Here is a 25,720-nt window from a genome sequence, read left to right as displayed (position 1 = left end):
ACTGTCGTGGAGATCTTGGACAGTTTCCGTTCGCTCGTAACGGAAACTGTCCAAGATCTGGGGCGGGGCAGGTGCGGCCCCGGCACGAACGGGTCCGCCGGGTCTCGGGTCCTTGCCGGCCGCGCCGTCTGTCGACCACATTGCGATCAGTGCTTATAATGTGGGAAACCTGTCTCAATTTATGGGAGACTGCGATGAGCGTGGTGGACGTCTTCGACGCGGTGGCCGGTACCTATGACGAGGCCCGTCGGCGGCTCGTGCCCTGCTTCGACGCGTTCTACGGCACCGCCGTCGAGGTGGCTGCGCCGCCGCTGCGCGCCGCGCTGGCCGCCGGCCGTACCCCCGAGGTGTTGGATCTGGGCGCGGGCACCGGCCTGCTCTCGCTGCTGCTCGCCGCGGCGGTGCCCGGAGTCCGGCTGACCCTGGTGGACGCCGCGCCGGCGATGCTCGCCCGCGCCGCCGACCAGTTGAACGCGCGGTCCGTGCCACACCGAACGGTCCGGGCCGACCTGGCGGACGAGTTGCCGCCGGGCCGGTACGACGCGGTGGTCAGCGCCCTGGCGATCCACCACCTGGACGACGCCGGCAAGCGCGCGCTCTACCGGCGGGCCGCCGAGGCGCTGGCGCCAGGCGGGGTGTTCGTCAACGCCGAGCAGGTCGCCGGCCTCACCCCGGCGCTGGATCGGCGCTACGACGAGGTCTGGACAGCTCGGATCACCGAGCTGGGCTCGCCTCCCGAGGAGATCGCCGCCGCCCGGGAACGGATGAGCCACGACCGCCCGGCGACCGTGGCCGACCAGTGCCGGTGGCTCGCCGAGGCGGGCCTGGTCGACGTCGACTGTTTCTTCAAGGAGTGGCGCTTCGCGGTGTTCGGCGGCCGGGCCGGGTAATCCCGGCGGAATGTACGTTTCGCCGCCCCGGGGCGAGTCGATGGGCGTGGGGATGACTGGGGGTCATACCGCTGGGTAGTCTCAGCGGCATGACTGCCAAGGTGACATTGTCGTTCACGGACGAGACGATCGAGGAGGCCCGACGCTTCGCCAAGCGCGAAGGGCTGTCCCTCTCGGCGTGGATGGACCAGGCCGCCCGCGAGAAGGCGCTGCGCGAGGTGTTCACCGCGCACGCCGCGGCCGTGGGCCGTGCCGGCCTCGACCTGGAGTCCGCCGCCCTCGCCGACGCCCGCGAGGTCGGCATGGTCAACGATCTCTACTCCGGCGGACGGCCGCGTGCTGCGTAGGGGTGAGGTCTGGCGCATCGAGGGCGCCCGGGAACGCCTCGGGCTCGTGATCAGCTCGGACGTCTACAACTCCACAGACGTGCCCATCGTGATCGTGGTCGAGGTGGTCGAGGAATCGCTGCTGCGCGACTCACCCCTCGCCGTGCCGATGGGCCGGTACGTGGTGATGCCCGACCGGATCTCCGCACCGATGAAGAAATGGTTCACCGACTGCGTGGACGTCGCCGACACCGAGACCATGCTCCGGGTCGGCCGCGCCCTGCGCATCCTCCAGCAGCTCTGAGCCATCGGACCTCACCATCGCCGTCGGCCCGTGGTGCGGTAGGCGTTTCCGGGCCGACCCGTGACGGGCACTGCCAGGTAATCCCGCTTCCTAGCGTTCCTCCTCGTCGCATCGACGCGGAGGAGCCGCCGTGAGCACGCTCACCAGCACCGCAGTCCGGTGGCGGCAACCTCGGCGTGCCCGCGGTGCAGCTGGTCGGGCTGGCGGTGCTCGCCACCGCCGGCGCCGCGTACCCCCGGTTGGTGCCCGCGGTCTACCTGCCGCTGATCGTGCTGGCCGCGCTGGCGGCGGCCCGCTGGCTGGAAACCGTGCCCGGCGCGCGCAACGAGCCCGGGTCGCTGCGCGAGGCTGCCCGGGACCCGCACACCTGGATCATGTCGCTGCTCTACATCGGCACCTTCGGCTCGTTCATCGGGTTCGGCTTCGCGTTCGGCCAGGTGCTCCAGCTCCAGTTCGCCGAGCGGTTTCCCACAGCCGTCGACGCCGCCTGGCTGACCTTCCTCGGGCCGCTTGTGGGCTCGCTGATCCGGCCGCTGGGCGGCCACCTCGCCGACCGGCTCGGCGGAGCCCGGGTGACCTTCTGGAACTTCGTGGCGATGGCGATCGGCGCCGGCACGGTGCTGTACGCGGCCCGCGAGCGCTCGTTCGGGCTCTACCTGGCCGGCTTCCTCGCCCTCTTCGTCTTCTCCGGTGTCGGCAACGGCTCCACGTACAAGATGATCCCGGCGATCTTCCGGGCCCGGGCGGCGGACGCCGTGGCCACCGGCACACGTGACCCGGAGGCCGCCGCGCGGTGGGCGCGGCGGATGACCGGCGCGTTGATCGGCATCGCCGGCGCGATCGGCGCCTCCGGCGGGGTGCTGGTCAACATCGCCTTCCGCCAGTCGTTCCTCGGCTCCGGCAACGCCGATTCCGCCTACCTGGCGTTCATCGGCTGGTACGCGCTGTGCTGCGCGGTGACCTGGTTCGTCTGCCGGCGTCCGGGGTCCCATCGGCTCGCCGGGGTGTGATCCGGGTCATGACCGGCGCGTCGCCGCGCGGCATCCCACCCCCGTTTTGACCTGCCGATGGGGCGCCGGGTATCGTTGCCTGCTGTTGTACGACATCCAGAGGCGTGCCCTATCAGGTACGCTTGGTCGTTCGTGCGCGCTGGTCCGGCCTGCTAGATCTGGTCACCTCGGCGCGCGACCCCAGACCGACGACGAGACAAGGTAGACCTGTGCGTACGTACAGCCCGAAGCCGGGTGAGATCGAGCGTCAGTGGCACGTCATCGACGCCTCTGATGTCGTGCTGGGCCGCCTGGCCACCCACGCCGCCACGTTGCTGCGTGGTAAGCACAAGCCGACTTTCGCGCCGCACGTCGACACGGGCGACTTCGTCGTCATCGTGAACGCGGGCAAGGTTGCGCTGACCGGCAACAAGCGCCAGACCAAGGTCGCTTACCGCCACTCGGGTTACCCGGGTGGTCTGAAGCAGGTCGGCTACGACGAGCTGCTGACCAAGCGCCCCGAGCGGGCCATCGAGCTGGCCGTGAAGGGGATGCTCCCGCACAACAAGCTCGGCCGTCAGCTGATCAAGAAGCTGAAGGTCTACGCCGGTGCCGAGCACCCGCACCTCGCGCAGCAGCCGGTGCCGTTCGAGATCAAGCAGATCGCGCAGTGAGCGCGGGCGAAGGAAGCAGCATGACCGACATCATCGAGACCGAGGTCGCCCCGGAAGCCCCCGAGGCTACCGAGGCGCCGGCGCCCGTCGCCCGCGCGCCTCGTGGTGACCGGCCGATCCAGACCGTGGGCCGCCGCAAGGAGGCCATCGTCCGGGTCCGCATCGTCCCGGGCACCGGCAAGATCACCTGCAACGGGCAGGACCTCGAGGCGTACTTCCCGAGCAAGGTGCACCAGCAGCTCATCAAGGACCCGCTGGTCACCGCCGAGAAGCTCGACCAGTTCGACGTCATCGCCAACCTGCGTGGCGGCGGCACCACCGGCCAGGCCGGTGCGCTCCGGCTGGGCATCGCCCGCGCGCTGATCATCAGCGAGCCGGACGACCGCCCGGCCCTCAAGAAGGCCGGCTTCCTGACCCGGGACGCCCGGGTCAAGGAGAGCAAGAAGTACGGCCTCAAGAAGGCCCGTAAGGCTCCCCAGTACTCGAAGCGCTGATCTTTCCCAGCGCGTTGTACTTCTGACGGACGGCCGGTCCGCCTCCCCTCGACCGGGGAGGTGGGCCGGCCGTTCCGCTTTCTCCTTCTCGGTAGTGCTCATCGGAGGTTGGCGGGTATGGGTCGGTTGTTCGGCACGGACGGCGTACGCGGGCGGGCGAACGCGGATCTCACCCCCGAATTGGCGCTCGCGCTCGCCGTGGCCGCCGCGCACACACTCGCCGAGACGGACCGCAGCCACCCGCCGCTCGCCGTGGTCGGCCGGGACACCCGGGCCAGCGGCGAGATGCTGGAGGCCGCCGTCGTGGCCGGGCTGACCAGCGCCGGCGCCAACGTGGTACGCGTCGGCGTGCTGCCCACCCCGGCCGTGGCGTTCCTCACCGCCGAGGCGAAGGCCGACCTCGGAGTGATGCTCTCCGCGTCGCACAACCCCATGCCGGACAACGGCATCAAGCTCTTCGCCGCCGCCGGGCACAAACTGCCCGACGAGATCGAGATGCGGATCGAGGCGGCCGTCGAGACGAACGCCACCACCGCCTGGGACCGGCCGGTCGGCGCCGGCGTCGGCCGGGTGCACGACCTGCTCGACGGTGCGGACCACTACATCCAGCACCTCGTCGGCACCGTGCCGCACCGGCTCGACGGGATCAAGGTCGTCGTCGACTGCGCCAACGGCGCCGCCGCCGAGGTCGCGCCCGTCGCGTACCGGGAGGCCGGGGCCGAGGTCATCGCGATCCACGCCGAGCCCGACGGGCTGAACATCAACGACGAGTGCGGCTCCAACCACATCGAGGCGCTGCGCGAGGCCGTCGTCGAGCACGGCGCCCACCTGGGCATCGCCCACGACGGTGACGCCGACCGCTGCCTGGCGGTCACCGCCGACGGCGACGAGGTCGACGGCGACCAGGTGATGGCGATCCTCGCGCTGGCCATGCGCGACGCCGGCACGCTCACCCAGGACACCCTGGTGGCCACCGTGATGAGCAACCTCGGCCTGCGGCTGGCGATGTCCGCGCAGGGCATCCGGCTGATCGAGACCAAGGTCGGCGACCGGTACGTGCTGGAGGAGCTGCGCGCCTCCGAGCTGGCGCTCGGTGGCGAGCAGAGCGGCCACATCGTCATGCCCGCGCACGCCACCACCGGCGACGGGGTCCTCACCGGCCTGCACCTGATGGCCCGGATGGCCGCGACCGGCAGGTCCCTGGCCGAGCTGGCCTCCGTCGTCACCAAGCTGCCGCAGGTGCTGATCAACGTCCCGGTCGGCGACCGCACCGTCGGCGCCGCCGCGCCGGCCGTCCGTGCCGAGGTCGAGCGGGCCGAGGCGGAGCTGGGCGAGACCGGCCGGGTGCTGCTGCGCCCGTCGGGCACCGAACCGCTCGTCCGGGTGATGGTCGAGGCGGCCACCGAGGCGACCGCCCGCGAGGTCGCCGAGCGGATCGCCGACCTGGTACGCACCGCCAGCCCCGCCGGGTCGTAGTCGAGTGGACCGGGGCGTTGGCCCGGCGCGTCAGCGGGTCAGGGCGCGCAACCGGGTGACCGCCTCGGTCAGCACCTCCGGACGCTTGCAGAACGCGAACCGGACCAGTCGTCGGCCGGCCTCGGCGTCGTCGTAGAAGACCTGGGTCGGCACGGCCACCACGCCGCAGCGCTCCGGCAGGGACCGGCAGAACTCCACCCCGTCGGAGCCGCCGAGCGGGGTGATGTCGGCGGTGACGAAGTACGTCGCCTCCGACGTCAGCACCTCGAACCCGGCGTCGGTGAGGCCGCCCACGAGCTGGTCGCGGCGCTGCTGGAGCCCGTCGCGGAAACCCGTGTAGTAGTCGTCGGGCAGGGCCAGCGCCACGGCGACCGCAGGTTGCAGCGGGGCGGCGTTGACATAGGTGAGGAACTGCTTCACCCGTAGCACCGCCGAGACCAGCGCCGCCGGGCCGCTCGCCCAGCCGACCTTCCAACCGGTGCAGGAGAACGTCTTGCCGGCCGACGAGATGCGCAGCGTCCGCTCCCGCATCCCGGGCAGCGCGGCCAGCGGCACGTGTGCAGTGGACGCGTCCGTGAACACCAGGTGCTCGTAGACCTCGTCGGTGACCGCGTACGCGCCGTACTCCTGACACAGCTCGGCCACCAGCGCCAGCTCGGTCGGCGTGAACACCTTGCCGGTCGGATTGTGCGGTGAGTTGAGCAGCACCAGTCGGGTACGCGGCCCGAACGCCGCCCGCAGCGCCGCCGGGTCGAAGGCGTACCGGCCGTCCGCGGCGGGACGCAGCGTGACCGGCCGCCGGACCGCGCCGGCCAGCGCGATCGAGGCGGCGTACGAGTCGTAGTACGGCTCGAAGCAGACCACCTCGTCACCCGGCTCGCACAGCGCGAGGATGCTGGCCGCCACCGCCTCGGTCGCGCCCGCCGTGATCACGATCTCGCCGTCCGGGTCGTACGCCAGGTCGTGGAACCGCCGCTGGTGGGCCGCGACGGCCGCGCGTAGGGCGGGTATCCCCGGACCGGGCGGGTACTGGTTCTGCCCGCCGTGCAGCGCCTCGGCGGCGGCGGCCAGCATCTCCGGCGGGCCGTCCGTGTCCGGGAAGCCCTGGCCCAGGTTGACCGCCCCGGTCCGTACGGCGAGGGCGGACATCTCGGCGAAGATCGTCGTGCCGAACGGCCGCATCCGGGCCACCAGCGGGTCGACATCGGTGCTCGTCGTCACCTGCGCCAGCCTACGGGCACCCGGCGGCGCAACCCCAGCCTCACTCGGGCTCGCAGCGGGTCATCCAGTACCCCTGGCTTTTGTCGATCACCGGCTTTCCGGCGCCGGTGATCGTGATCGTGCAGTCGAGGGGCTTCTCGGCCACGCCGTCGGGCCAGGTCGCCTCCACCATGACCCGGCTCTGGCCGTTGGTCCGGATGGTCGTGCGCCACGGCAGCTTCGCGCTGTCGACGTGGATGAGATCACTCTCGGCGTCGTAGTAGGCGATGTCCGCCTCACCCACGCCGGACACCTGGTAGACCACGGTCACCGGCGCGGGCCCCGACGTCGGTTGCGTGATCGGCTTCTTGGTGGGCCCGGCGGTGGTGGTCTCCGGATCGGTGGGCGCGGTGGGCTCCGGCGCGACGCTCGGCGGCCAGCCGTCGTCGTCGAAGGGGCCGGTGTCGTACGGGTCCTCGGCCACCGGCTCCCCGACGAACTGCCCGACCAGGGGCCCGGCCACGCAGAAGCAGCCGCAGACGGCGAGGGTGAGCGCCGCGACGACCGCGACGACGATCCCGACGACCCGACCGGTGCCCCCGGAGGGGCGCCCGACCGGCGGATAGCCGGGGTAGAGGTAGGGCGGTGGATAGCCGGGTGGTGGGTAACCCGGTGGTGGGTAGCCCGGCGGCGGATAGGCGGCCGGGGTGGGTGCCGGCGACGGGGGTGGTGGCCAGGGAGCCGCCGCGGTGGGCGTCCACGAGGTTCCGGTGGGATCGGGTGTCCACGGCGCGGAGGGCGACGCGGGTGTCCACGGCGGTGGGGGTGCCCAGGGCTGGCCCGGGGCCAGTGGGTCGGGCATCGGGAAAGAGCCCGGCGCGGCCCAGTCGGACGGCGGCGTCGCCGGCTGTCCCGCCGTCGGATCCGGCGGCGTCGGGGTTGGTTCCGGGGGTGACGTCGGGGGCACCTCGGGTGGGGGCGCGTCGGACATGGCTGCTCCGGGCGGGAGTGGGTATGGGGCCAACGGGCCAGGGGAGCGCGCGCCGAGCCCGCCGGAAGACTGTCGTACCCGCTGGCCGTCCGCAACCCCGTCGGGTCGGTGGCACCGCGACCGATCCCGTGACGCTCGTCCCATTGCGGCCCGCCAACCACTGATCGCTCAAATTCGGTGCTTGTTTAGCCGACTTTCGAGCACCCATGCTGAGCGAAACTGGGTTAGGCTGCGGGCCATGTGTGGAATCGTGGGATACGCGGGCGCGCGCCCGGCACTGGGCATCGTGCTCGACGGGCTGCGGCGGCTGGAATACCGGGGCTACGACTCGGCGGGCGTGGCGATCGTCTGCGACGACCAGCTGCTGACCGAGAAGAAGGCCGGCAAGCTCGCCAACCTGGAGAAGGTGCTCTCCGAGCGCGCCGCCGACGACCCGACCTCCTGCGCGGCCAGCCCGATCGGCATCGGTGACGGCACCACCGGCATCGGGCACACCCGGTGGGCCACCCACGGCGGGCCGACCGACCGCAACGCCCACCCGCACCTGGCCCCCGACGGGCGCGTCGCGGTGATCCACAACGGCATCATCGAGAACTTCGCCAAGCTCCGCGCCGAACTGGAGGCCGACGGCGTCCAGTTCACCAGCGACACCGACACGGAGTGCGCCGCGCACCTGCTCTCCGCCGCGCTGGCCGACCTGCGCGCCGCCGGCCAGCCGGACAGTCCGCAGCTGCTCGCCGCCGGCATGCGCGTCGTGTGCCAGCGGCTGGAGGGCGCGTTCACCCTGCTCGCGGTCGACGCCGGGGTGCCCGGCGCGGTCGTCGGCGCCCGGCGCAACTCGCCGTTGGTCGTCGGCCGCGGCGAAGGGGAGAACTACCTGGCCAGCGACGTGGCCGCGTTCATCGAGCACACCCGGGAGGCGGTGGAGCTGGGTCAGGACCAGATCGTCCTGATCACCGGCGACAGCATCGAGATCACCGACTTCGACGGTCAGCCCGCCAGCGGCAAGGACTTCCACATCGACTGGGACTCCTCGGCCGCCGAAAAGGGTGGCTACGACTGGTTCATGCTCAAGGAGATCGAGGAGCAGCCGCAGGCCATCGCCGACACGCTGCTCGGCCGGCTCACCGAGACCGGTGAGATCGCCCTCGACGAGGTCCGCCTCAGCGACCAGGATCTGCGCGACGTCGACAAGATCTTCATCGTGGCCTGCGGCACCGCGTACCACGCCGGCATGGTCGCCAAGTACGCCATCGAGCACTGGACGCGGATCCCCTGCGAGGTGGAGCTGGCCAGCGAGTTCCGCTACCGCGACCCGGTGCTCGACCGGTCCACGCTGATCGTGGTGATCTCGCAGTCCGGCGAGACGATGGACACGCTGATGGCGCTGCGCCACGCCAAGGAGCAGAAGGCCCGGGTGCTGGCGATCTGCAACACCAACGGCTCGACCATCCCCCGCGAGTCCGACGCCGTGCTCTACACCCACGGCGGGCCGGAGATCGCCGTCGCCTCCACCAAGGCGTTCCTCACCCAGGTCGTCGCCTGCTACCTGATCGGTCTGCACCTGGCCCAGGTCCGCGGGATCAAGTTCGCCGACGAGGTCGGCGCGGTGGTCGCGCAGTTGCAGGACATCCCGGGCAAGCTGCGCGAGCTGCTCGACCGGATCGAGCCCGTCCGTGAGCTGGCCCGGGAGCTGAAGTCCGAGCCGACAGTGCTGTTCATCGGCCGGCACGTCGGCTACCCGGTGGCCCTGGAGGGCGCGCTGAAGCTGAAGGAGCTGGCGTACATGCACGCCGAGGGCTTCGCCGCCGGTGAGCTGAAGCACGGCCCGATCGCCCTGATCGACAAGGGCACCCCGGTGATCTGCGTGGTGCCGTCGCCGGTGGGCCGGGGGATGCTGCACGACAAGGTCGTCTCCAACATCCAGGAGGTCCGGGCTCGTGGCGCGCGGACCATCGTGATCGCGGAGGAGGGCGACGAGGCCGTCGTCCGGTACGCCGACCACCTGATCTACGTGCCGCGTACGCCGACCCTGCTGGCCCCACTGGTCACCACGGTGCCGCTGCAGGTGCTCGCCGCCGAGATCGCCGCCGCCCGGGGGCACGACGTGGACCAGCCCCGCAACCTGGCCAAGTCGGTCACCGTCGAGTAGCGCGTCGTCAGCGGCCCAGCACCACGCGGGCCATCCCGTCCAGCGCCGGGTTGTCCGGCTCCCAGTAGCCGGTGTGCCCGCCGCGACCGCTGGGGAACACCCGGCCGCCGAACCCGGGGTCGGCCGGGTCGTGACCGAACCACAGCTCGTGGCCGGTCCGATCCGGCCAGCCCAGCACGGCGGCGAGCGGAGCGGCGCCCAGCAGGACCCGGCGGCCCAGCTCGTCCACCGGCCGGGCCAGGCGGATCACGTCGTCCGGAGCGCTGCTGGCCCACACCTCTGCGGCCGGTACGCCAAGCTCGGCGGCGTGCGCCGCACCGACCCCCGGTGAGCCGACGAACATCAACGCGTCGGCCGCCAGCCCGTGCTCCCGGGCGGCGATGCCCACCACCAGCGACCCGTAGCTGTGCCCGAGCACGGTCTGCCGCGCCGGCGGCCCCTCGTGGGTGGCGCGCAGCCCCTCCTGGAAGCGGTGCAGCGCCCCGCCGGCGTCCCGGGCCTGGCCGGCCGACGCCGCCTCGGTCAGGAAGTCCGGTGCGTCGTAGTCCAGCCACAGCACCGCCGCGCCGCGCTCACCCGGCGCGAGCGTCGCGCAGCGCTCCAGCACCCGGGCCGCGCGACCCAGCTCGCCGGGGGCGTCGTCCAGCCCGGCGGTCATTCCCGGCACGTACGTCAACACCCGGTCGGCGTGGTCCGGGTCGCCGAGCGCCACCACCACCCGACCCTCACCGGCCGGATCCAGCCCCAGCAGGTACGCCCGCGGTTCCCCGGTCGCCAGGCGCTCGGTGAGCGTGTCCAGGCCGGCCAGCCGTGCCGCCACCGCGCGCAGCCGCAGCGACGCGAGTGGCCCCGGCGGCACCCGGGCCAGCAACCGCCGACGCTCGGCCAGCAACTCCGCGCGCCGCGCACCGAGCCGCAGGCGGTTGGCCTGGTCGCGGGCGGCCACCGGCACCCCGTCCAGGCCGCCGACGAGGGCCGGCTCGTGCCCGACCAGCCACCGTCGCTGCGCCGGGGTCAACCCGGACCACCAGGCGCGCACCAGCGCCGGCGTCGCCCCATAGGCCGGTCGGCCGGGCGGCGGTGGGGACGCCCAACCGGTGCCGGCGGCCCGGGCCAGCTCGTCCAACCGGTCGGCGGCCTGCCGGTCCGCCGCGTCGGCCAACTCCAGCGCGCCCCGCAGCGCCGCCGCCACCCGGGCCGGCTCGGTCGGTCGGGGACGAGTCGGATCGACGTGCACGCCACCGGACCGGTCCACCACCAGGCCGGCCGCGTCGGCCCGGGCGACCGCCTCGGCGAGCCGCGCCTTCGCCACCGCGAGGCACCCGGCCAACTCGGACAGCACCTGATCGGCCTCGATCAGCGCGGGCGCCACCGAGGTCACCTCGCCCCGCAGGCCGCCCAGCCGAGCGTCCGCCGCCACCGCTGCCGCGCCGGACCAGCCGCCCCGCAACCGCCCGGCGGAACCGGCCAGCTCGCCGGCGTGCCGCTCGACCGGACCGGTCAGCCCGGCCCAGGCCGCCCCGGCCGCCCGCCAGCCGCCCGGATCGGCGGCCCAGAGCTGCCGGTAGCCGACCCCGCTCACCGGGGCAGGACGGCGAACCGGCCGGCAGCCCGGTCGTCCACCGTCTCGTACGCCTCGGCCGCGGCCCGGACCCCACCGGCGGTCGCCGCCACGTCCGCTCCCAGTCGGCAGAACCACGCGTGCGCTGCCGACTCCAGCCCCGCCAGAGCGGTGGCGGCCCGCCAACCCGGCGCCGGCACCAGCAGGCCGGGCACTCCGGCCAGACCCCACGCCAACCGGTACGCCTCGTCGTCGAGCGCGCCGGCCACGGCGCGCAGCTCCTGCGGCCGGACGGCGAACGGCTCCTCGGTCATGACCCCACCCCCGTGCACGATCGGCATCCACGCGCTGACGCTAGGCAGGGTCGGGCCGTGCCGGAGTGCCCTGTGGACAGCCGGCTGCGGCCGTACCCCGGTGTGTCCACAGGCGTTGCCCACGGCGGGCCCGACGGCTAATCTGCCGCCTCGGCCGCCGGTAGGGTGGTCTGGTGATCGTCGCTGTCGGCATCGACGTCGTCCTGGTCGACCGGTTCACCCGGTCCCTGGCGCGGACGCCGCTGCTTGCCGACCGGCTCTTCACCGCGGCCGAGCGGGCCACCCGCTCCGGCACCCCACGCTCGCCCGAGTCGCTCGCCGCCCGGTTCGCCGCGAAGGAGGCCGTCGCCAAGGCGCTCGGCGCCCCGGCCGGGCTGAGCTGGCACGACTGCGAGATCGTGCCCGATGCGGCCGGCCGGCCCTGGCTGACCGTCTCGGGCACCGTCGCGGCGGCGGCCGTCGAGCGGGGGATCAACCACTGGCACCTTTCGCTGTCGCACGACGGCGGGATCGCGTCGGCGATGGTGGTCGCGGAACGGTGACGTCGGCCGGGTGGCCGGGGCGGCCCACTCGCGAGCGGAATGGGGCACGGTGACATGAGAGCGGTGTGGCGGGCGGCCGACGTACGGGCAGCCGAGGCGGGGCTGAAGGGGACACTGCCGGAGGGCACGCTGATGCAGCGGGCCGCCTCCGGGTTGGCCCGCCGGGCCGCCCTGCTGCTCGCCGAGCGGGGCGGGGTGTACGGCGGCCGGGTGCTGCTGCTCGTCGGCTCCGGCGACAACGGCGGTGACGCCCTCTACGCCGGGGAACGGTTGGCCCGCCGGGGCGTCGAGGTGTCCGCCCTGCTGCTCAGCCCGGGGCGGGCGCACCCCGCGGGGCTGGCCGCGCTGCGCGCCGCCGGTGGCCGGCTGGTCGACCGCCCGGCCGGCCCCGTCGACCTGGTCCTCGATGGCATCGTCGGGATCGGTGGCGCGGGCGGGCTGCGGGCGAGCGCGGACGAGGTGGTCCAGCGCCTCGACGACCTGCGCGGGCGCGACGGCGCTCGGGCCACCGTGCTGGCCGTGGACGTGCCGAGCGGGGTGGCGGTGGACACCGGGCACGTGCCGCTGGTCGCGTCCGGCCGGCCCGCCGCGGTCCGCGCCGACGTGACGGTGGCCTTCGGCGCGTTGAAACCCGCCCTGGTCGTCGGACCGGCAGCCGTCCTGGCCGGGCACGTGGAGCTGGTCGACATCGGGCTGCGGCCCTGGCTGCGGGGCACTCCCGCGCTGCGGGTCACCGAATGGTCCGACCTCGTGCAGTGGTGGCCGCAGCTGGGCGCGGCGTCGGAGAAGTACACGCGGGGCGTGGTCGGGGTGGCGACCGGCTCGGCGACGTATCCGGGCGCGGCTGTGCTCTCCGTCGGCGGGGCGCTCGCCGGGCCGACGGGGCTGGTCCGCTACGCCGGCGGCGCTCGGGCCGAGGTGCTGCACCAGCACCCCTCGGTGATCGCCACCGGGCGGGTCGCCGACGCCGGCCGGGTGCAGGCCTGGGTGTGCGGCTCGGGGCTGGGCACCGGCGACGACGCGGCGGCCGAGCTGCGGGCCGTCCTGGCCGCCCCGGTGCCGGTGGTGCTCGACGCGGACGCGCTGACCCTGCTTGTGGACGGCTCGCTCGCCGACCGGCTGCGCGGCCGGGACGCGCCGATCGTGGTCACCCCGCACGACCGGGAGTTCACCCGGCTGTGCGGGGAGGAGCCCGGCGCCGACCGGGTCGGGGCCGCGCTGCGGCTGGCCGCCTGGATGAACGCGGTGGTGCTGCTCAAGGGGGACCGCACGGTGATCGGCACGCCGGACGGCCGGGCGTACGTCAACCCGACCGGCACCCCGGCGCTGGCCACCGGCGGCACCGGCGACGTGCTGGCCGGGCTGCTCGGCTCGCTCCTGGCGGCCGGGGTGCCGGCGGACCGGGCGGCGGCCTCGGCCGCGTACCTGCACGGGCTCGCCGGTCGGGAGGCGGCCCGCGGCGGCCCGGTGACCGCGCCCGACGTGGCGACCGCGCTGCGCCCGGTCGTCGCCCGGCTGGGCTGATCGTCCCCTCCCGTCCCGATCGGTGCCCTGGGCCGTGCGTCGCCGCCCACGGTGATCAGGGCGGAAAGTAGGCTGGGCGTATGTGGCAGGCCGAGGTACGTGTCGATCTTGATGCGATCCGCGAGAACGTGAGCCGGCTCCGCTCCGGCACCACCGCCGAGCTGATGGCGGTGGTCAAGGGCGACGGGTACGGCCACGGGATGATCCCGTCCGCCCGCGCGGCGCTGGACGCGGGGGCCGACTGGCTCGGCGTGTGCACCCTCGACGAGGCGCTCACGCTGCGTCGGGCCGGGATCACCGCGCCGGTGCTGGCGTGGTTGCTCGCGCCGGGGCTGCCGCTGCACGAGGGGGTCGGCGCCGGGGTGGACCTCGCCGCCGCCAGCCTGCCGCAACTGGACGAGATGATTGAGGCGAGCCGGCGTGCCGGACGCCCGGCCCGACTGCACCTGAAGATCGACACGGGGCTGTCCCGGGGCGGCGCCACCGTCGCCGACTGGCCGGCGCTGCTCGACGCCGCCGCGAAGGCCCAGGCCGACGGCCTGGTCGAGGTGGTCGGCGTGTGGAGCCATTTCGTGTACGCGGACATGCCCGGCCATCCGACCACGGACCGGCAGCTCGCCGTCTTCCACGAGGGGCTGGCCATGGTCGAGCAGGCCGGGCTGCGCCCCCGCTGGCGGCACCTGGCCAACTCGGCGGCCACCCTGACCCGCCCGGACACCCACTTCGACCTGGTCCGCCCCGGGCTGGCCGTCTACGGTCTGTCCCCGGTGGCCGGCGAGACGTACGGGCTGCGGCCGGCGATGACCGCGCGGGCCCGGGTGATGCTCACCAAGCGGGTGCCCGCCGGCACCGGCGTCTCGTACGGGCACACCTACACGACCGAGGCCGACGCGAATCTCGCCGTGGTGCCCCTCGGGTACGCCGACGGTGTGCCCCGGCACGCGTCCAACACCGGGCCGGTGCAGCTCGCCGGTGCGCGGCGGACGATCTCCGGGCGCGTCTGCATGGACCAGTTCGTGATCGACTGTGGTGACGACCCGGTGGCCGACGGCGACGTGGCGACCCTGTTCGGCAGCGGTGCCGACGGCGAGCCGACGGCCGACGACTGGGCCGAGGCGGTCGGCACGATCAACTACGAGATCGTCACCCGGTTCGGCAGCACGCGGGTGCCGCGCGTCTACGACGGCGAGCGCTCGCCGTGAGCGCGAGGAGTGAGCCGGGGTTGCGAGCCCCGCAGTCGCGAACAAAGGTGACGCCGTGACGTACCGCATCCCGCGGCCGCGGACCGCCGCCGGCCGGGTCGCCGGCCTGGTCGGCGCCGCGGTCGGAGTGGCGGCGGCCGGCCTGGCCGCCGGCGTCGCGACCGAACGCACCCTGGTCCGCCGGCTCAAGGCCGACCCGGCCGACCGCTACGCGCACGAGAGGTTCGGCGAGCAGCGGTACGACGACGCGTTCCGGCTGGAGCTGCCGGACGGCACCGACATCCACGTCGAGGTGGTCGAGCCGACCCGCCCGGTGCCGGGGCACCCGACGGTGGTGCTGGTGCACGGCTTCTGCCTGGACATGGGCACCTTCCACTTCCAGCGCCGGATGCTCGCCGCGCGCGGCGACTACCGTGTCGTCGCGTACGACCAGCCTGGTCACGGCCGGTCCGGCCGGTTGGAGACCGGGGAGTACGACCTGGCGGTGCTCGGCCGGACGCTGCGCCAGGTGATCGACCGGACCGCCCCGGAGGGGCCGCTGGTGCTGGTCGGCCACTCGATGGGCGGCATGACCATCATGGCGTTCGCCGAGCTGTTTCCGGAGCTGTTCGGTGACCGGGTGGTGGGCACGGTGCTGATGGCCACCTCGGGCGGGTTGATCGCGGAGACCAAGCTGGTCGCGCCGGCGCTGCTCGGCCGGGTCGGCGGGCCGGTGCTCTACATGGTCAGCAACGCCACCCGGTACGGCGGCCCGGTGATCGACAAGGCCCGCAAGTCCACGTCCAACGTGGCCTGGCTGCTCACCCGCAAGTACGGCTTCGGCACCCGCAAGCCCAGCCCGGCGCTCGTTTCGTACGTGGAGACGATGAACTCCCGGACCTCCGCCGACACGGTGACCCGCTACCTGCGGACGCTTGCCACGCACTCGCGTTTCCCGGCGCTGGCCGCGTTGGCGAACGCGCCGGTGCTGGTGGTCGTCGGCGACAAGGACATGATCACTCCGGTGACACACTCGGAGGAGATCGTCCGGCGGTTGCCGCACGCCGAGTTCATCAAGATCAAAGATAGTGGTCACGTGGTGATGCTGGAGCACGCCGACGAGGTCAACGCCGCGCTGGCGCGGTTCCTCGAGTCACTGGAGAGCATGGAGGACCGGTGAGTTTCGTCGTCAAACTGCCGACCGTCGAGGACACCCGGGAGTTCGGTCGCCGGCTGGCCAGGCTGCTGCGGGCCGGTGACCTGGTGCTGTTGACCGGTCCGCTGGGGGCCGGCAAGACCGCGCTCACCCAGGGCGTCGGCGTGGGGCTTCACGTTCTCGGCGACGTCACCTCGCCGACGTTCGTGATCGCCCGCGTGCACCGGCCCGACCCGGCCCGGGGTGGCCGGGTGGCCCTGGTGCACGCCGACGCGTACCGGCTGGGCGCCGCCAGCGACCCGCGTGCCGAGATCGACGACCTGGATCTGGACGCCTCGGTGGACGAGTCGGTGACCGTGGTGGAGTGGGGCGAGGGCCTGGTGGAGCAGTTGGTCGACGCGCACCTGCGGGTCCGTATCGACCGCCGCGACGACGACACCCGGATCGTCGAGCTGGAGCCGGTCGGTGGCGACTGGGCCCGACGGCTCGCCGAGCTGAGTTAGGGCCCGTGTCGGCGCGGCGTTGTCGGACCCGGTGCCTAGAGTGCGGGGGACCGACCCGCGCTGGAAGAGGTTCCTGATGCCCGATGACGCCCCCGCCCTGGATCTGCTGGCACTGCTGCCGGAGCAGTGGCGTGCCGTGCTCACCCCGCACCTCGATCCGGCCCGCACCGCCGCGCTGGCCGAGTTCGTCGCCCGGGAGTACGCGACGCAGACCGTCTTCCCGCCGTTGGAGGATCTCTTCTCGGCCTACCGGCTCTGCCCGCCGCAGAGCACCCGGGTGCTGATCCTCGGGCAGGATCCCTATCACCGTGCCGGGCAGGCCCACGGGTTGAGCTTCAGCGTCCGCGAGGGGGTGGCGGTGCCGCCGTCGCTGCGCAACGTCTTCAAGGAGTTGGGCGAGGACGTGGGCGTGGCCAAGCCGCGCAGCGGCAACCTCGACGGCTGGGCCGCGCAGGGCGTGCTGCTGCTCAACGCGGTGCTGACGGTGCGCCAGGCCACGCCGGGTTCGCACGCCAACTCGGGCTGGGAGGAGTTCACCGACGCCACGATCCGGGCGCTGAACGCCGCACCGGACCGGGTGGTCTTCCTGCTCTGGGGCGGCTACGCGCGCAATAAGGCGGCCCTGGTCACCAACCCGCAGCACGTGGTGCTGGAGGCCGGCCACCCCAGCCCGATGAACCCGCGCGGCTTCCTCGGCAGTCGCCCGTTCAGCGCGGCCAACAAGGCGCTCGCCGACGCTGGCCGGCCCACCATCGACTGGGAGCGCACCGCGGGCTGATCCCTACGGCGCGGGCCGCGTCGCCAGCTCAGTGGCGTGGGCCGCGTCGCCGGCTTGTTGGTGGGGCGTGGGCCGTGCGGCCGGTTTTTGTTGTGGTGCGGGGGCCGCGCCGCTGACCTCTGCGGCGTGCGCCGCGTCGCCGGCTCTGCGGCGTGCGCCGCGTCGCCGGCTTGTTGGTGGGGCGCGGGCCGTGCCGCCAGCTTGTTGTTGTGGTGCGGGCCGTGCCGCCAGCCTGTTGTTGTGGTGCGGGCTGTGCCGCCTGGCGAGACCGCGTGGCCCTTCGCCGCGCGGCGCGGGTCAGCCCTCGGCAGCGAGTTGCCGCGCCCGGTAGCGGCGCAGTAATTCGGCGGCCCGCGGCTCGGTCAGCTCCAGCTCGACCAGCGGCACCACCCGATAGTCGCGCCCGCCGTGGCGCACCTCGATCGTCTCGGGCAGCTCGTCGCACATGGTCGCCCTGATCTCGCCGTACCGGGTCGACCAACGGTGCTCGCCCGGCTCCTCTGGCTCCAGCCACACCCCGCCGAACTCGCCCCACCGGGCGTTCCACCGCTGGCCGTAGTTCGCCTTCAGCCAGCCGGTGAACCGTTTCGAGTCCTGCCAGCGCAGGGCGATCTCCACGGCGTCCACCGGCACCGGCGCGCCCTGCAACAGGGCCGCCGTGCCGCCGGTGAGCACCTGCGGAAAGTCGGTGAGTCGGTCCAGCGTCTCATCCAGGCCCAGCTCGTCGATGCGTTGGGCGATCGGCCGGGCGGCCAGTTCGTCGATGCGGGCGTCGAGGTGCGCGTCCAGCGGCTCGACCTCGACCACCATCTGCACGTCCATCGCGGCGAACAAGCGCTCCAGCACCGCAAGGCTCGCGGCGCGGCTGCCGCTCTCGATCCGGGCAACAGCCGCCTGGGTGACCCCCGCCGCCTCTGCCAACTCGGACTGGGTCAGGTCGCGCAGGTGCCGTTGCTGGCGGACAGCCCTGCCGAGCAGGGTGGCGAGGCGCGTCGGCGGCATGCCGACATGGTGGACCGGGCACGGCCGAGGAGAAACCGCTGAGCCGGATTCACGACTGCGTGGCCTGGGTCCGAGATCCCGGCGACCCGGCGCCGTCGGGTGGGCCATTCCCTGATGAGCGGTATTCCTGTGGGTCATAAATATGACTCACAGGTATACCGTTTCTCACCGCAAGTGGCCTCCGGCCGAGCGGTGGCGTCCGCACAGGTCGACTGAGAACGGCCAGGACGGTGAGAGCGGCCAAGACGGCCGATGCGGGTGACAGCGACCAGCCCCGCTCGATTGCCTGAACGGCCGGAATGGCCATGACGAGCAGTCGGAACGGCCAGGACGACCCGGTTAGAGCGGCCCAGGCGGCCCAGGATGCCAGGCGGCCGGGCCTGAGTGGCCGGGCTTGAGGGGCCGGGCTTGAGGGGCCGGGCTTGAGGGGCCGGGCTTGAGGGGCCGGGCTTGAGGGGCCGGGCTTGAGGGGCCGGCACCCAGGGTGCCAGGGCGTCCAGGAGTGAGTGGCTGACCCTGGGCGCAGGCAGGGGGCGGGGCGTGGCCGGGCGGCGGTGGCGGGGCCGCTAGGCTGGCTAACCGTGCTCGTACTCGTGGTGGACAGCTCTACCCCCGCGGTGACCGCAGCGTTGGTGGAGATCTCGGCGGACGGCGTGACGTCCCGGGCGCACCGGTGCACGGTCGACGCCCGCGCGCACGGTGAACTGCTCGCGCCCCAGGTCGACGCGGTCCTCGCCGACGTCGGAGCGCGCCCGCGTGATCTGGGCGCCATCGTCGCCGGCCTCGGCCCGGGGCCGTTCACCGGGCTGCGGGTCGGCCTGGTCACCGCCGCCACGATGGGGCAGGTGCTCGGCGTCCCGACGTACGGCGTCTGCTCCCTGGACGGCATCGGCTACCCGGCGGCGGCCGGCGAGCCGGTGCTGGCTGCCAGCGACGCCCGCCGCAAGGAGCTGTACTGGGCCGTCTACGACGGCGCCGGTCAGCGGATCGTCGGGCCCGAAGTGTCCGCCCCGGCGGTGGCCGCCGCGCGCGCCCGGGAACTGGGGGCGACGGTCGCGGTCGGCGACGGGGCACACCGGTACGCCGAAGCCCTGGACCTGCCGGTCCGGGTCGAGCCGCGCTACCCGGAGGCCACCGTGCTGGCGCAGCTCGCCGCCGAGCGGATCCGGGCCGGCGCACCCGGCGAGCGGCTCACCCCGCTCTACCTGCGCCGTCCGGACGCCGTGGCGGCCACCGGCCGCAAATCGGTCCTGCCGTGAGCACGACGGTACGGCTGGACCCGTTCCGCTGGTGGCACATCGACGAGGCGATGCCCATCGAGGTGGACCTCTTCGGCGCGGAACACTGGTCGCCGGCGATGTTCTGGAACGAGCTGGCCAACAGGCACCACTATCGGGTCGCCACCGACACCGACGGCACCCTGCTCGGCTATGCCGGGCTCGCCGGAGCCCCACCGGACGAGGTGTGGGTGCAGGTCATCGCGGTCCGCCGGGACGTCCAGCGGCGCGGTGTCGGGCGTGTCCTGCTGGAGGAGCTGCTCGCCGAGGCGGCCCGGCGTGACGCCCGCAGCACCCTGCTGGAGGTCGCCGTGGACAACGTGGCCGCCCAGCGGCTCTACGCGATGTACGGGTTCGAGCCGATCGGGGTGCGTCGCGGCTACTACCAACCGAGCAACACCGACGCGCTGGTCATGCGGCGCGACGCCGAGCCGACCGGGGACGGACCACACGACCATGGCTGACGAACCGCTGATCCTGGGCATCGAGACCTCGTGCGACGAGACCGGCGTCGGCATCGTACGCGGGCACACCCTGCTGGCCGACGCGCTCGCGTCCAGCGTCGAGGAGCACGCCCGCTTCGGCGGCGTGGTGCCCGAGGTGGCCAGCCGGGCCCACCTGGAAGCCATCGTGCCGACCATGCAGCGGGCGCTGACCGAGGCCGGTGTCACCCTGGCCGACATCGACGCCATCGCGGTCACCTCCGGGCCCGGGCTGGCCGGCGCGCTGCTCGTCGGCGTCGCCGCCGCCAAGGGGTACGCGCTGGCGGCCGAGAAGCCGGTGTACGGCGTCAACCACCTCGCCGCGCACGTCGCGGTGGACACGCTTGAGCACGGCCCGCTCCCGGAACCCGCGATCGCGCTGCTGGTCTCCGGCGGGCACTCGTCCCTGCTGCTGGTCGATGACCTGGCCCGGGGCGTCACCCCGCTCGGCGCCACCATCGACGACGCGGCCGGTGAGGCGTTCGACAAGGTCGCCCGACTGCTGGGGTTGCCGTTCCCGGGCGGCCCGCCCATCGACCGGGAGGCCCGCGCCGGTGACGCCGCCTCGATCGCGTTCCCGCGTGGCCTCACCGCCGCCAAGGATCTCGCCGCCCACCGGTACGACTTCTCGTTCTCCGGGCTGAAGACGGCGGTGGCCCGCTGGGTCGAGGCGCGGCAGCGCGCCGGCGAGCCGGTGCCGGTGGCCGACGTCGCCGCGTCCTTTCAGGAGGCGGTCTGCGACGTCCTGACCAGCAAGGCGCTCGCCGCCTGCCGGGCGCAGGGGATCGAGACGCTGGTGATCGGCGGCGGAGTGGCGGCGAACTCCCGGCTGCGGGCGCTGGCCGAGCAGCGGGCCGAGAAGTACGGCATCCGGGTGCGGGTGCCCCGGCCGAAGCTGTGCACCGACAACGGGGCGATGGTGGCCGCGCTCGGATCGCACCTGGTCGCCGCCGGGGTCGCGCCGAGCCGGCTGGACCTGCCGGCCGACTCGGCGCTGCCGTTGACAACGGTCAGCGTGTGACGGGGGCACCGGAGATGATCGTGCGGATGTGGGAGGCGCGCGCCGAGGCGTACGGCGTCGCCGACCTGATCACCTGGGTGTGCGACACCGCCCTGCCCGAGTTGGAGCACGACCCTCTGCACGTGTCGAGCGAGGTCTTCTCCTCCACCGACCACCGTGTCGTGGTCATCTCCAAGTGGCGCAGCAGCCCGCGTCCGCTGCCCGATCCACCCGCCCTGCTGGTGGCCCGCGCCCCGCACTCCTGGGATTTCACCCAGGTGGACCGCTGACGGGGGCCACCTCCACGGGTGGTCAGCTGCGGCGCAGCATCCGGTAGGTGGCGATCCCGCCGGTGCCGAGCGCGGCGAGGAAGACCAGCCAGACGACTGTGCTGCTGACTCCGACCTGTGGGCCGGCGTTCGCTCCGGCGGCGGCGAGCAGGCCGTCCTTGCCGGGGGCGGGCAGCGCGGCCGGCGGCAGTTCGGGCCACCGGACCAGTCCGGTGGACTCCAGCATCTGCATGTGGTGCTGCACGAAGGCGTTGGCGTCCTCGCAGAGCTTACGAACTGTCGCGTCGCGGGTGCTGGCACGCACCGCGCCGATCACCGGGAAGATCTTGCCGTGGGCCACGCGGAGCCGGGTCACGAAGATCTGGTCGAACCGGGCGCCGGAGGCGTTCTGCATCTCCGACAGCCAACCCTTCTGCTCGGCGGTCGGCTCGGTGGGGATGGACGCGCCGAGCTTGTTGGCGGCGTCCACGACGAGCTGGTCGAGCTTCTGGTGCTCGCCGGCGATGGCCGCGCCGATCTCCCGTACCTTCGCCGACTGTCCCTTCTCGGCGGCCATCTGACCGGCGGGCATCTCCCACAGCCCGGCCAACCGCACACCGTTGAGCAGTGTCATGTCGGCGGCGTTGAGCTGCTGCCCGCCGGAGGGGGCGGCGATGGCCACTCCGGGCAGGACACCGACCCCCGCGACGATCGCGATGAGCAACATCGCCGCGCGGTGCATCCGGTTGCCCGGCCGACGACGGGCGGATCTGAGCGGTGCCATGTCTGTGGTGCCTCCTCGGTCCGGACCGAAACGCGTCTGGACCGGGCAGCCGCACCCTGCCGGCCGCCCGTCCGCCCACTGGTACGGACTGATCGCCCGATCAGTTCATCCGCGCGCCCGGTGGAAATGCGTGCGGCGGACGAGCCGAAGCCCTCGGCGCGACGCGGATCAGCGGGTGACGGCGAGGAAGCCGCCGAGCAGCAGCAGCGTGAGCGCGGCGACGGCGAAGAGCACCAGCAGCTCCCGGCGGCCGTGCCCGATCGGGTCACCGCCGCCGGCCGTCGCGGCGGCGGGGTCGGGCAGGGCCGGCAGGTCGCGGGTCAGCGCGGCCAGGTCACCGAGGGTACGAGAGGCCCAGACCGCGCCGGCCCGCTCGGAGAACTCGTCCAGCGTGAGCCGGCCCTCGGTGGTGTGCCGGTGCAGCTCGGCGACCACCCGGTGGCGGTCGTCGTCGGAGGCGCGCAGCTCGACATCCACGCCGGACAGGGTACGCGGGTCAGCCCACGTCGAGGGGGTCGGCGAGGAGCCGTTCGAAGGCCAGTTCGGCGGCGCCGATCAGGGGCGCGTCCTCGCCCAGTTTGGGGGTGCGCAACCGGACGTGTTCCAGGCAGGCGCCGAGGGCGTTGGAGTTGAGTCGACTGCGGATCTGGGCCGCCGCGGCGAGGTAGAGGTCCCGCATGGTGCCGCCGAAGATGACCATCTCGGGGTTGAAGACGTTCACCAGGTTGGCCACCCCGAAGCCCAGCCAGTCACCGGCCTTGCGGACCGCCGTCTGGGCGCGGGCGTCTCCCCGGTCGGCGGCGTCGAAGACGGCCAGCAGCGCGTCGCGGCCCCGGGCGTCGGATCGTCCGGCCGCGCGGAGCAGGCCGTGCTCGCCGATCTCGGTCTCCCAGCAACCCCGGGCGCCGCACTCGCAGGGCATGCCGTCACGGACCACCTTCATGTGGCCGACCTCGCCGCCGTACCCGCCGTGTCCGGTGAGTCGACGCCCGCCGGCGATGATGCCGGCGCCGACGCCGACGTCGCCGTACAGGTAGATGACGTTGTCGCAGCCGGCCGCGACCCCCCGGGCGTGCTCGGCGAACGCCGCCACGTCGGCCACGTTGCCGACCGTGACCGGCACGTCGAGGCCCAGTTCGGCGCCGAGCGCGGCGCCGATCGGCTCGTCCACCCAGCCCGTGGTGGGGCCGAGCCGGACCAGGCCGTCCTCGCGGCGGACCATCCCGCAGACCGCGACGCCGGTGCCGACGCAGATCGCGTCGGCGGGCACCGCCTGCTGCATCTCCTTGACCGCACCGGCGAGCAGCGGCGCGGCCTCGGCGGCCAGCAGCCCGCGCGGTCGGTCCAGCTCCCGGCGGTCCAGCACCGCGCCGCCCAGGCCGACCCGGGCGGCGCGCAGCCGGTCCACCTCGACGGAGTACGCGTACGCGTACACCCGGGCCGACTCGGGCCGGACGACCAGTGACGGCCGTCCGGCCCGGCCGGTCTCCTTCGGTGTTCCCTCGCTGACCAGTCCGACGCCGGCCAGGTCGGCGGTGAGCGCGCCGATGGTGCTCCGGTTCAGCCCCAGGGTGGTGGTGAGTTCGGCGCGGGTGGTCGCCCCGTGGACGTGCACGTGCCGCAGCAGGGCCCCGAGATTCTGCCGCCGGACCTCCTCCTGGCTGGGTGCCGGGCGCATGCTGGTGCTACCTCCCGCGCGGTCAGCGGGTGCCGGTGGCTGCCGCGCGGCGGCGGGAGAGGGCGTCGACGCTGGCCGCGAGCAGCAGCACGACACCGGTGACCACGTACTTGACCCCCGCGCTGTACCCCATCAGGCCCATTCCGTTTTCGATGACCGCGACCACCGCGCCTCCCAGGACGGCGTCGAGGACGCGACCCTTGCCGCCGAAGAGGCTGGTGCCGCCGATCACCGCCGCGCCGACCGCGTAGAGCAGTACGTTACTGCCCCCCGTGTTCGGGTCGACCGAGTTGGCCCGGCTGGCGGCGACGATGCCACCGATGGCGGCCATGGACGAGCAGATGACGAAGACCGAGATCCGGATCCGGTCGACCTCGATGCCGGCCCGGCGGGCCGCTTCCCGGTTGCCGCCGACGGCGTAGATGTGCCGGCCGTAGCTGGTGCGTTGGAGTACGAACGTCCAGATGATCAGCAGCACCGCGATGACCGGCACCACGATCGGCACACCCTTGAGCGAGACGATCAGCACGTTGCGGCTGCGCTCCAGGTTGAGGACGTACACCGCCGTGCCGAGGATGACGGCGAGCACGCCGATCCGGAGCGCCACCACCGCGAGCGGGTCGGTGATCAGGCCACGGGCCACGCGGTTGCGGTGTCGCAGCAACTGCACCGCCGCGTAGCCGACGACCGCGAGGGCGGTCAGCGCCCAGCCCAGCGCGGGGGCGAGGTTGCGGTTGGCGATGGCGACCAGCACCTCGTCGCGGACCGAGATGTTGGTGCCCTCCTTCACGAGCAGCAGCACGATGCCCTGGAAGGCGAGGAAGCCGGCGAGGGTGACCACGAAGGACGGAATGCCGATCTTCGCGACGAGCAGGCCGAGGCTGGTGCCGATGAGCACACCGGTGGCGACCGCGGCCAGCACGGCGACCCACCAGGGGTACCCGAGCACGGTGACCACATTGGCCAGCACGGCCGCGCAGACGCCGCTGGCGAAGCCGGCGGAGAGGTCGATCTCGCCGAGCAGCAGTACGAAGACCAGACCCATCGCGATCAGCGTGACCGCCGCGCCCTGGGTGAAGAGGTTGGCGAAGTTGCCCGCCGACAGGAACGACGACGGCCGCATGATCGCGAAGACGGTGCAGAGCACGACCAGGCCGAGCACCGCCGGTAACGCGCCGACGTCGCCTCCGCGTACCCGGCTGAGGTAGTTGCGGACGTGGCTCCCGACGGTCGGCGGCGGTGTGACGGCTGCGGGGCCGTCCTTCCGCACGGCGGCGGTGGTGGTCATCGGACGCCTCCTGAGATCGAGTCGGCCGGCTGCGGGCCGTCGCCGTTGCTGCCCGGGTCCGTGGCGAGGCCGAGGCCTCCCGAGCGCCCGGCGGTGATCAGCTCAACCACCTGGGCGTGGGTGATGTCGGTGGTCTTCACCTGGGCGACCATCTGGCCGAGGTACAGCGCGGCGATCCGGTCGGAGACGGCGAAGACGTCGTTCATGTTGTGCGAGATGAGCACCACGGCCAGGCCGTTGTCGGCGAGGCGACGGACCAGTTCCAGGACCTGGGCGGTCTGTGCCACACCGAGCGCCGCGGTCGGCTCGTCCAGGATGACGAGCTTGCTGTTCCACAGCACCGCCTTGGCGATGGCCACGGTCTGGCGCTGACCGCCGGAGAGGCTGGACACGTGCTGACGAAGCGACGTGACGGTGCGGATGGAGAGCCCCGCCAGAGTCTCGGCGGCGAGCTGTTCCATGGTCGGCTCGTCCAGGACGATGCCGCTGTGCTTCTCCCGCCCGAGGAACATGTTCTGCACGATGTCCAGGTTGTCGCAGAGCGCGAGGTCCTGGTAGACGACCTCGATGCCGAGGGCGGCGGCGTCGCGGGGACTGCCGATGTGCACCTGTTCGCCGTTGAACAGGACCTCGCCGGCGTCGGTGGGGTAGATGCCGCTGATGCACTTCACCAGGGTCGACTTGCCGGCGCCGTTGTCGCCGACCAGTGCGGTCACTTCGCCCGGGTGGACGGTCAGGGCGACGTCGCGGAGCACCTGGACGGGACCGAAGCTCTTGTCGATCCCGCGAAGTTCCAGCAGGGGGGTCGCGGACACGGGGTCTCCTTCTTAAGGGAGGGTCGGGGCCCGTCCGGCGGGCGCCGCCCGGCACGGGAGGATGCTCCCG

At 73.2% G+C, this 25,720-nt stretch carries 27 protein-coding genes and 1 pseudogene; 18 read left to right on the top strand and 10 right to left on the bottom strand.

Annotation, left to right across the window (positions count from 1 at the left end):
- Positions 1–194: 194 nt before the first annotated feature.
- From AB0J68_RS04660 to glmM, 7 genes and pseudogenes are all read left to right on the top strand, one after another.
- Positions 195–890, top strand: a complete 696-nt coding sequence (locus AB0J68_RS04660; protein ID WP_363936134.1) for a class I SAM-dependent methyltransferase — start codon at positions 195–197, stop codon at positions 888–890.
- An 89-nt stretch (positions 891–979) separates the two neighbouring features.
- Positions 980–1,237 (top strand): DUF6364 family protein, encoded by a 258-nt coding sequence (locus AB0J68_RS04655; RefSeq protein ID WP_354855324.1) that lies wholly within the window; start codon positions 980–982, stop codon positions 1,235–1,237.
- Positions 1,227–1,520: a hypothetical protein gene (locus tag AB0J68_RS04650; RefSeq protein WP_354855325.1), complete on the top strand. Its 294-nt coding sequence runs from the start codon at positions 1,227–1,229 to the stop codon at positions 1,518–1,520. The genes AB0J68_RS04655 and AB0J68_RS04650 overlap by 11 nt, the downstream gene beginning before the upstream one ends.
- A 155-nt stretch (positions 1,521–1,675) precedes the next feature.
- Positions 1,676–2,530, top strand: a pseudogene (locus AB0J68_RS04645) (MFS transporter); the annotation flags it as partial.
- Between the two features lie 209 nt (positions 2,531–2,739).
- Positions 2,740–3,183, top strand: coding sequence for a 50S ribosomal protein L13 (gene rplM / locus AB0J68_RS04640; RefSeq protein WP_007465158.1), 444 nt, complete (start codon positions 2,740–2,742; stop codon positions 3,181–3,183).
- A 20-nt stretch (positions 3,184–3,203) separates the two neighbouring features.
- Positions 3,204–3,677, top strand: a complete 474-nt coding sequence (gene rpsI / locus AB0J68_RS04635) for a 30S ribosomal protein S9 (RefSeq protein ID WP_355068231.1) — start codon at positions 3,204–3,206, stop codon at positions 3,675–3,677.
- Positions 3,678–3,794: 117 nt separating this feature from the next.
- On the top strand, positions 3,795–5,153 hold the full coding sequence (gene glmM / locus AB0J68_RS04630; protein ID WP_363936131.1) for a phosphoglucosamine mutase: 1,359 nt from the start codon (positions 3,795–3,797) through the stop codon (positions 5,151–5,153).
- A 30-nt stretch (positions 5,154–5,183) separates the two neighbouring features.
- Here glmM and AB0J68_RS04625 read toward each other — a convergent pair whose 3' ends face one another.
- Complete coding sequence (locus AB0J68_RS04625; RefSeq protein ID WP_363936129.1) at positions 5,184–6,374, bottom strand: pyridoxal phosphate-dependent aminotransferase; 1,191 nt, start codon at positions 6,372–6,374, stop codon at positions 5,184–5,186.
- A 40-nt stretch (positions 6,375–6,414) separates the two neighbouring features.
- On the bottom strand, positions 6,415–7,215 hold the full coding sequence (locus AB0J68_RS04620) for an MmpS family transport accessory protein (RefSeq protein WP_363936126.1): 801 nt from the start codon (positions 7,213–7,215) through the stop codon (positions 6,415–6,417).
- Positions 7,216–7,582: 367 nt separating this feature from the next.
- Here AB0J68_RS04620 and glmS point away from each other — a divergent pair, with 367 nt between their 5' ends.
- Positions 7,583–9,496 (top strand): glutamine--fructose-6-phosphate transaminase (isomerizing), encoded by a 1,914-nt coding sequence (gene glmS / locus AB0J68_RS04615; RefSeq protein ID WP_355068237.1) that lies wholly within the window; start codon positions 7,583–7,585, stop codon positions 9,494–9,496.
- Between the two features lie 7 nt (positions 9,497–9,503).
- Here glmS and AB0J68_RS04610 read toward each other — a convergent pair whose 3' ends face one another.
- Both AB0J68_RS04610 and AB0J68_RS04605 read right to left on the bottom strand, forming a co-directional pair.
- Entirely contained in the window at positions 9,504–11,078 is a 1,575-nt protein-coding gene (locus AB0J68_RS04610) for an alpha/beta hydrolase (protein ID WP_363936124.1), read from the bottom strand.
- Positions 11,075–11,371: a hypothetical protein gene (locus tag AB0J68_RS04605; RefSeq protein ID WP_354855332.1), complete on the bottom strand. Its 297-nt coding sequence runs from the start codon at positions 11,369–11,371 to the stop codon at positions 11,075–11,077. The genes AB0J68_RS04610 and AB0J68_RS04605 overlap by 4 nt, the downstream gene beginning before the upstream one ends.
- Before the next feature lie 173 nt (positions 11,372–11,544).
- Here AB0J68_RS04605 and AB0J68_RS04600 point away from each other — a divergent pair, with 173 nt between their 5' ends.
- The 6 genes from AB0J68_RS04600 (at position 11,545) to AB0J68_RS04575 (ending at position 17,055) form a co-directional block, all read left to right on the top strand.
- Positions 11,545–11,913: a holo-ACP synthase gene (locus tag AB0J68_RS04600; RefSeq protein WP_363936121.1), complete on the top strand. Its 369-nt coding sequence runs from the start codon at positions 11,545–11,547 to the stop codon at positions 11,911–11,913.
- Positions 11,914–11,967: 54 nt separating this feature from the next.
- Positions 11,968–13,437 (top strand): NAD(P)H-hydrate dehydratase, encoded by a 1,470-nt coding sequence (locus AB0J68_RS04595; RefSeq protein ID WP_363936119.1) that lies wholly within the window; start codon positions 11,968–11,970, stop codon positions 13,435–13,437.
- 80 nt (positions 13,438–13,517) lie between these two features.
- Positions 13,518–14,639, top strand: a complete 1,122-nt coding sequence (alr, locus tag AB0J68_RS04590; RefSeq protein WP_354855335.1) for an alanine racemase — start codon at positions 13,518–13,520, stop codon at positions 14,637–14,639.
- A 55-nt stretch (positions 14,640–14,694) separates the two neighbouring features.
- Positions 14,695–15,798, top strand: a complete 1,104-nt coding sequence (locus tag AB0J68_RS04585; RefSeq protein ID WP_355068243.1) for an alpha/beta hydrolase — start codon at positions 14,695–14,697, stop codon at positions 15,796–15,798.
- Positions 15,795–16,277, top strand: a complete 483-nt coding sequence (tsaE, locus tag AB0J68_RS04580) for a tRNA (adenosine(37)-N6)-threonylcarbamoyltransferase complex ATPase subunit type 1 TsaE (protein WP_354855337.1) — start codon at positions 15,795–15,797, stop codon at positions 16,275–16,277. The genes AB0J68_RS04585 and tsaE overlap by 4 nt, the downstream gene beginning before the upstream one ends.
- A 76-nt stretch (positions 16,278–16,353) precedes the next feature.
- On the top strand, positions 16,354–17,055 hold the full coding sequence (locus AB0J68_RS04575) for a uracil-DNA glycosylase (RefSeq protein WP_363936115.1): 702 nt from the start codon (positions 16,354–16,356) through the stop codon (positions 17,053–17,055).
- Between the two features lie 297 nt (positions 17,056–17,352).
- Here the strand turns inward: AB0J68_RS04575 and AB0J68_RS04570 are convergent, their stop codons facing one another.
- Complete coding sequence (locus tag AB0J68_RS04570; RefSeq protein WP_354855339.1) at positions 17,353–18,057, bottom strand: helix-turn-helix transcriptional regulator; 705 nt, start codon at positions 18,055–18,057, stop codon at positions 17,353–17,355.
- A gap of 581 nt (positions 18,058–18,638) precedes the next feature.
- Between AB0J68_RS04570 and tsaB the strand changes: the two genes are divergently transcribed.
- From tsaB to AB0J68_RS04550, 4 genes are read left to right on the top strand one after another with little or no spacing between them, the layout of a single operon-like run.
- On the top strand, positions 18,639–19,316 hold the full coding sequence (gene tsaB / locus AB0J68_RS04565) for a tRNA (adenosine(37)-N6)-threonylcarbamoyltransferase complex dimerization subunit type 1 TsaB (protein ID WP_355068247.1): 678 nt from the start codon (positions 18,639–18,641) through the stop codon (positions 19,314–19,316).
- Positions 19,313–19,798 carry a ribosomal protein S18-alanine N-acetyltransferase gene (gene rimI, locus AB0J68_RS04560; RefSeq protein WP_354855341.1) on the top strand — a complete coding sequence of 162 codons (486 nt, stop codon included), beginning with the start codon at positions 19,313–19,315 and terminating at the stop codon, positions 19,796–19,798. Before tsaB ends, rimI begins: the two co-directional genes overlap by 4 nt.
- Positions 19,791–20,837 (top strand): tRNA (adenosine(37)-N6)-threonylcarbamoyltransferase complex transferase subunit TsaD, encoded by a 1,047-nt coding sequence (gene tsaD / locus AB0J68_RS04555; protein ID WP_007465128.1) that lies wholly within the window; start codon positions 19,791–19,793, stop codon positions 20,835–20,837. Before rimI ends, tsaD begins: the two co-directional genes overlap by 8 nt.
- A 14-nt stretch (positions 20,838–20,851) precedes the next feature.
- The gene (locus AB0J68_RS04550) at positions 20,852–21,106 is read left to right on the top strand and encodes a hypothetical protein (protein ID WP_039906914.1); all 255 of its coding nucleotides are present in this window, start codon (positions 20,852–20,854) and stop codon (positions 21,104–21,106) included.
- A 22-nt stretch (positions 21,107–21,128) separates the two neighbouring features.
- Here AB0J68_RS04550 and AB0J68_RS04545 read toward each other — a convergent pair whose 3' ends face one another.
- The 5 genes from AB0J68_RS04545 to AB0J68_RS04525 all read right to left on the bottom strand — a co-directional run bounded on the left by AB0J68_RS04545 (position 21,129) and on the right by AB0J68_RS04525 (position 25,650).
- On the bottom strand, positions 21,129–21,869 hold the full coding sequence (locus AB0J68_RS04545) for a DUF4142 domain-containing protein (RefSeq protein ID WP_354855342.1): 741 nt from the start codon (positions 21,867–21,869) through the stop codon (positions 21,129–21,131).
- A 168-nt stretch (positions 21,870–22,037) separates the two neighbouring features.
- The gene (locus AB0J68_RS04540) at positions 22,038–22,346 is read right to left on the bottom strand and encodes a DUF1707 domain-containing protein (protein ID WP_354855343.1); all 309 of its coding nucleotides are present in this window, start codon (positions 22,344–22,346) and stop codon (positions 22,038–22,040) included.
- A gap of 19 nt (positions 22,347–22,365) precedes the next feature.
- Positions 22,366–23,547 (bottom strand): ROK family protein, encoded by a 1,182-nt coding sequence (locus AB0J68_RS04535; protein ID WP_354855344.1) that lies wholly within the window; start codon positions 23,545–23,547, stop codon positions 22,366–22,368.
- A gap of 22 nt (positions 23,548–23,569) precedes the next feature.
- A complete protein-coding gene (locus tag AB0J68_RS04530) occupies positions 23,570–24,835 on the bottom strand; it encodes an ABC transporter permease (RefSeq protein WP_354855345.1) in 1,266 nt (421 codons plus the stop codon).
- Positions 24,832–25,650 (bottom strand): ATP-binding cassette domain-containing protein, encoded by an 819-nt coding sequence (locus AB0J68_RS04525; protein ID WP_363936112.1) that lies wholly within the window; start codon positions 25,648–25,650, stop codon positions 24,832–24,834. Before AB0J68_RS04525 ends, AB0J68_RS04530 begins: the two co-directional genes overlap by 4 nt.
- Positions 25,651–25,720: the final 70 nt, after the last annotated feature.

The organism is Micromonospora sp. NPDC049580, assembly GCF_040675595.1.
GTDB lineage: Bacteria > Actinomycetota > Actinomycetes > Mycobacteriales > Micromonosporaceae > Micromonospora.
This window is presented reverse-complemented; position numbering and strand designations above follow the sequence as displayed.

Coding starts and splice junctions, on each gene's coding strand:
- AB0J68_RS04660 (WP_363936134.1), top strand. CDS start 195: ATGAGCGTGGTGGACGTCTTCGACGCGGTGGCCGGTACCTATGACGAG.
- AB0J68_RS04655 (WP_354855324.1), top strand. CDS start 980: ATGACTGCCAAGGTGACATTGTCGTTCACGGACGAGACGATCGAGGAG.
- rpsI (WP_355068231.1), top strand. CDS start 3,204: ATGACCGACATCATCGAGACCGAGGTCGCCCCGGAAGCCCCCGAGGCT.
- glmM (WP_363936131.1), top strand. CDS start 3,795: ATGGGTCGGTTGTTCGGCACGGACGGCGTACGCGGGCGGGCGAACGCG.
- AB0J68_RS04620 (WP_363936126.1), bottom strand. CDS start 7,215: ATGCCCGACCCACTGGCCCCGGGCCAGCCCTGGGCACCCCCACCGCCG.
- glmS (WP_355068237.1), top strand. CDS start 7,583: ATGTGTGGAATCGTGGGATACGCGGGCGCGCGCCCGGCACTGGGCATC.
- AB0J68_RS04605 (WP_354855332.1), bottom strand. CDS start 11,371: ATGACCGAGGAGCCGTTCGCCGTCCGGCCGCAGGAGCTGCGCGCCGTG.
- AB0J68_RS04595 (WP_363936119.1), top strand. CDS start 11,968: ATGAGAGCGGTGTGGCGGGCGGCCGACGTACGGGCAGCCGAGGCGGGG.
- alr (WP_354855335.1), top strand. CDS start 13,518: ATGTGGCAGGCCGAGGTACGTGTCGATCTTGATGCGATCCGCGAGAAC.
- AB0J68_RS04575 (WP_363936115.1), top strand. CDS start 16,354: ATGCCCGATGACGCCCCCGCCCTGGATCTGCTGGCACTGCTGCCGGAG.
- AB0J68_RS04570 (WP_354855339.1), bottom strand. CDS start 18,057: ATGCCGCCGACGCGCCTCGCCACCCTGCTCGGCAGGGCTGTCCGCCAG.
- tsaD (WP_007465128.1), top strand. CDS start 19,791: ATGGCTGACGAACCGCTGATCCTGGGCATCGAGACCTCGTGCGACGAG.
- AB0J68_RS04550 (WP_039906914.1), top strand. CDS start 20,852: ATGATCGTGCGGATGTGGGAGGCGCGCGCCGAGGCGTACGGCGTCGCC.
- AB0J68_RS04545 (WP_354855342.1), bottom strand. CDS start 21,869: ATGGCACCGCTCAGATCCGCCCGTCGTCGGCCGGGCAACCGGATGCAC.
- AB0J68_RS04535 (WP_354855344.1), bottom strand. CDS start 23,547: ATGCGCCCGGCACCCAGCCAGGAGGAGGTCCGGCGGCAGAATCTCGGG.
- AB0J68_RS04530 (WP_354855345.1), bottom strand. CDS start 24,835: ATGACCACCACCGCCGCCGTGCGGAAGGACGGCCCCGCAGCCGTCACA.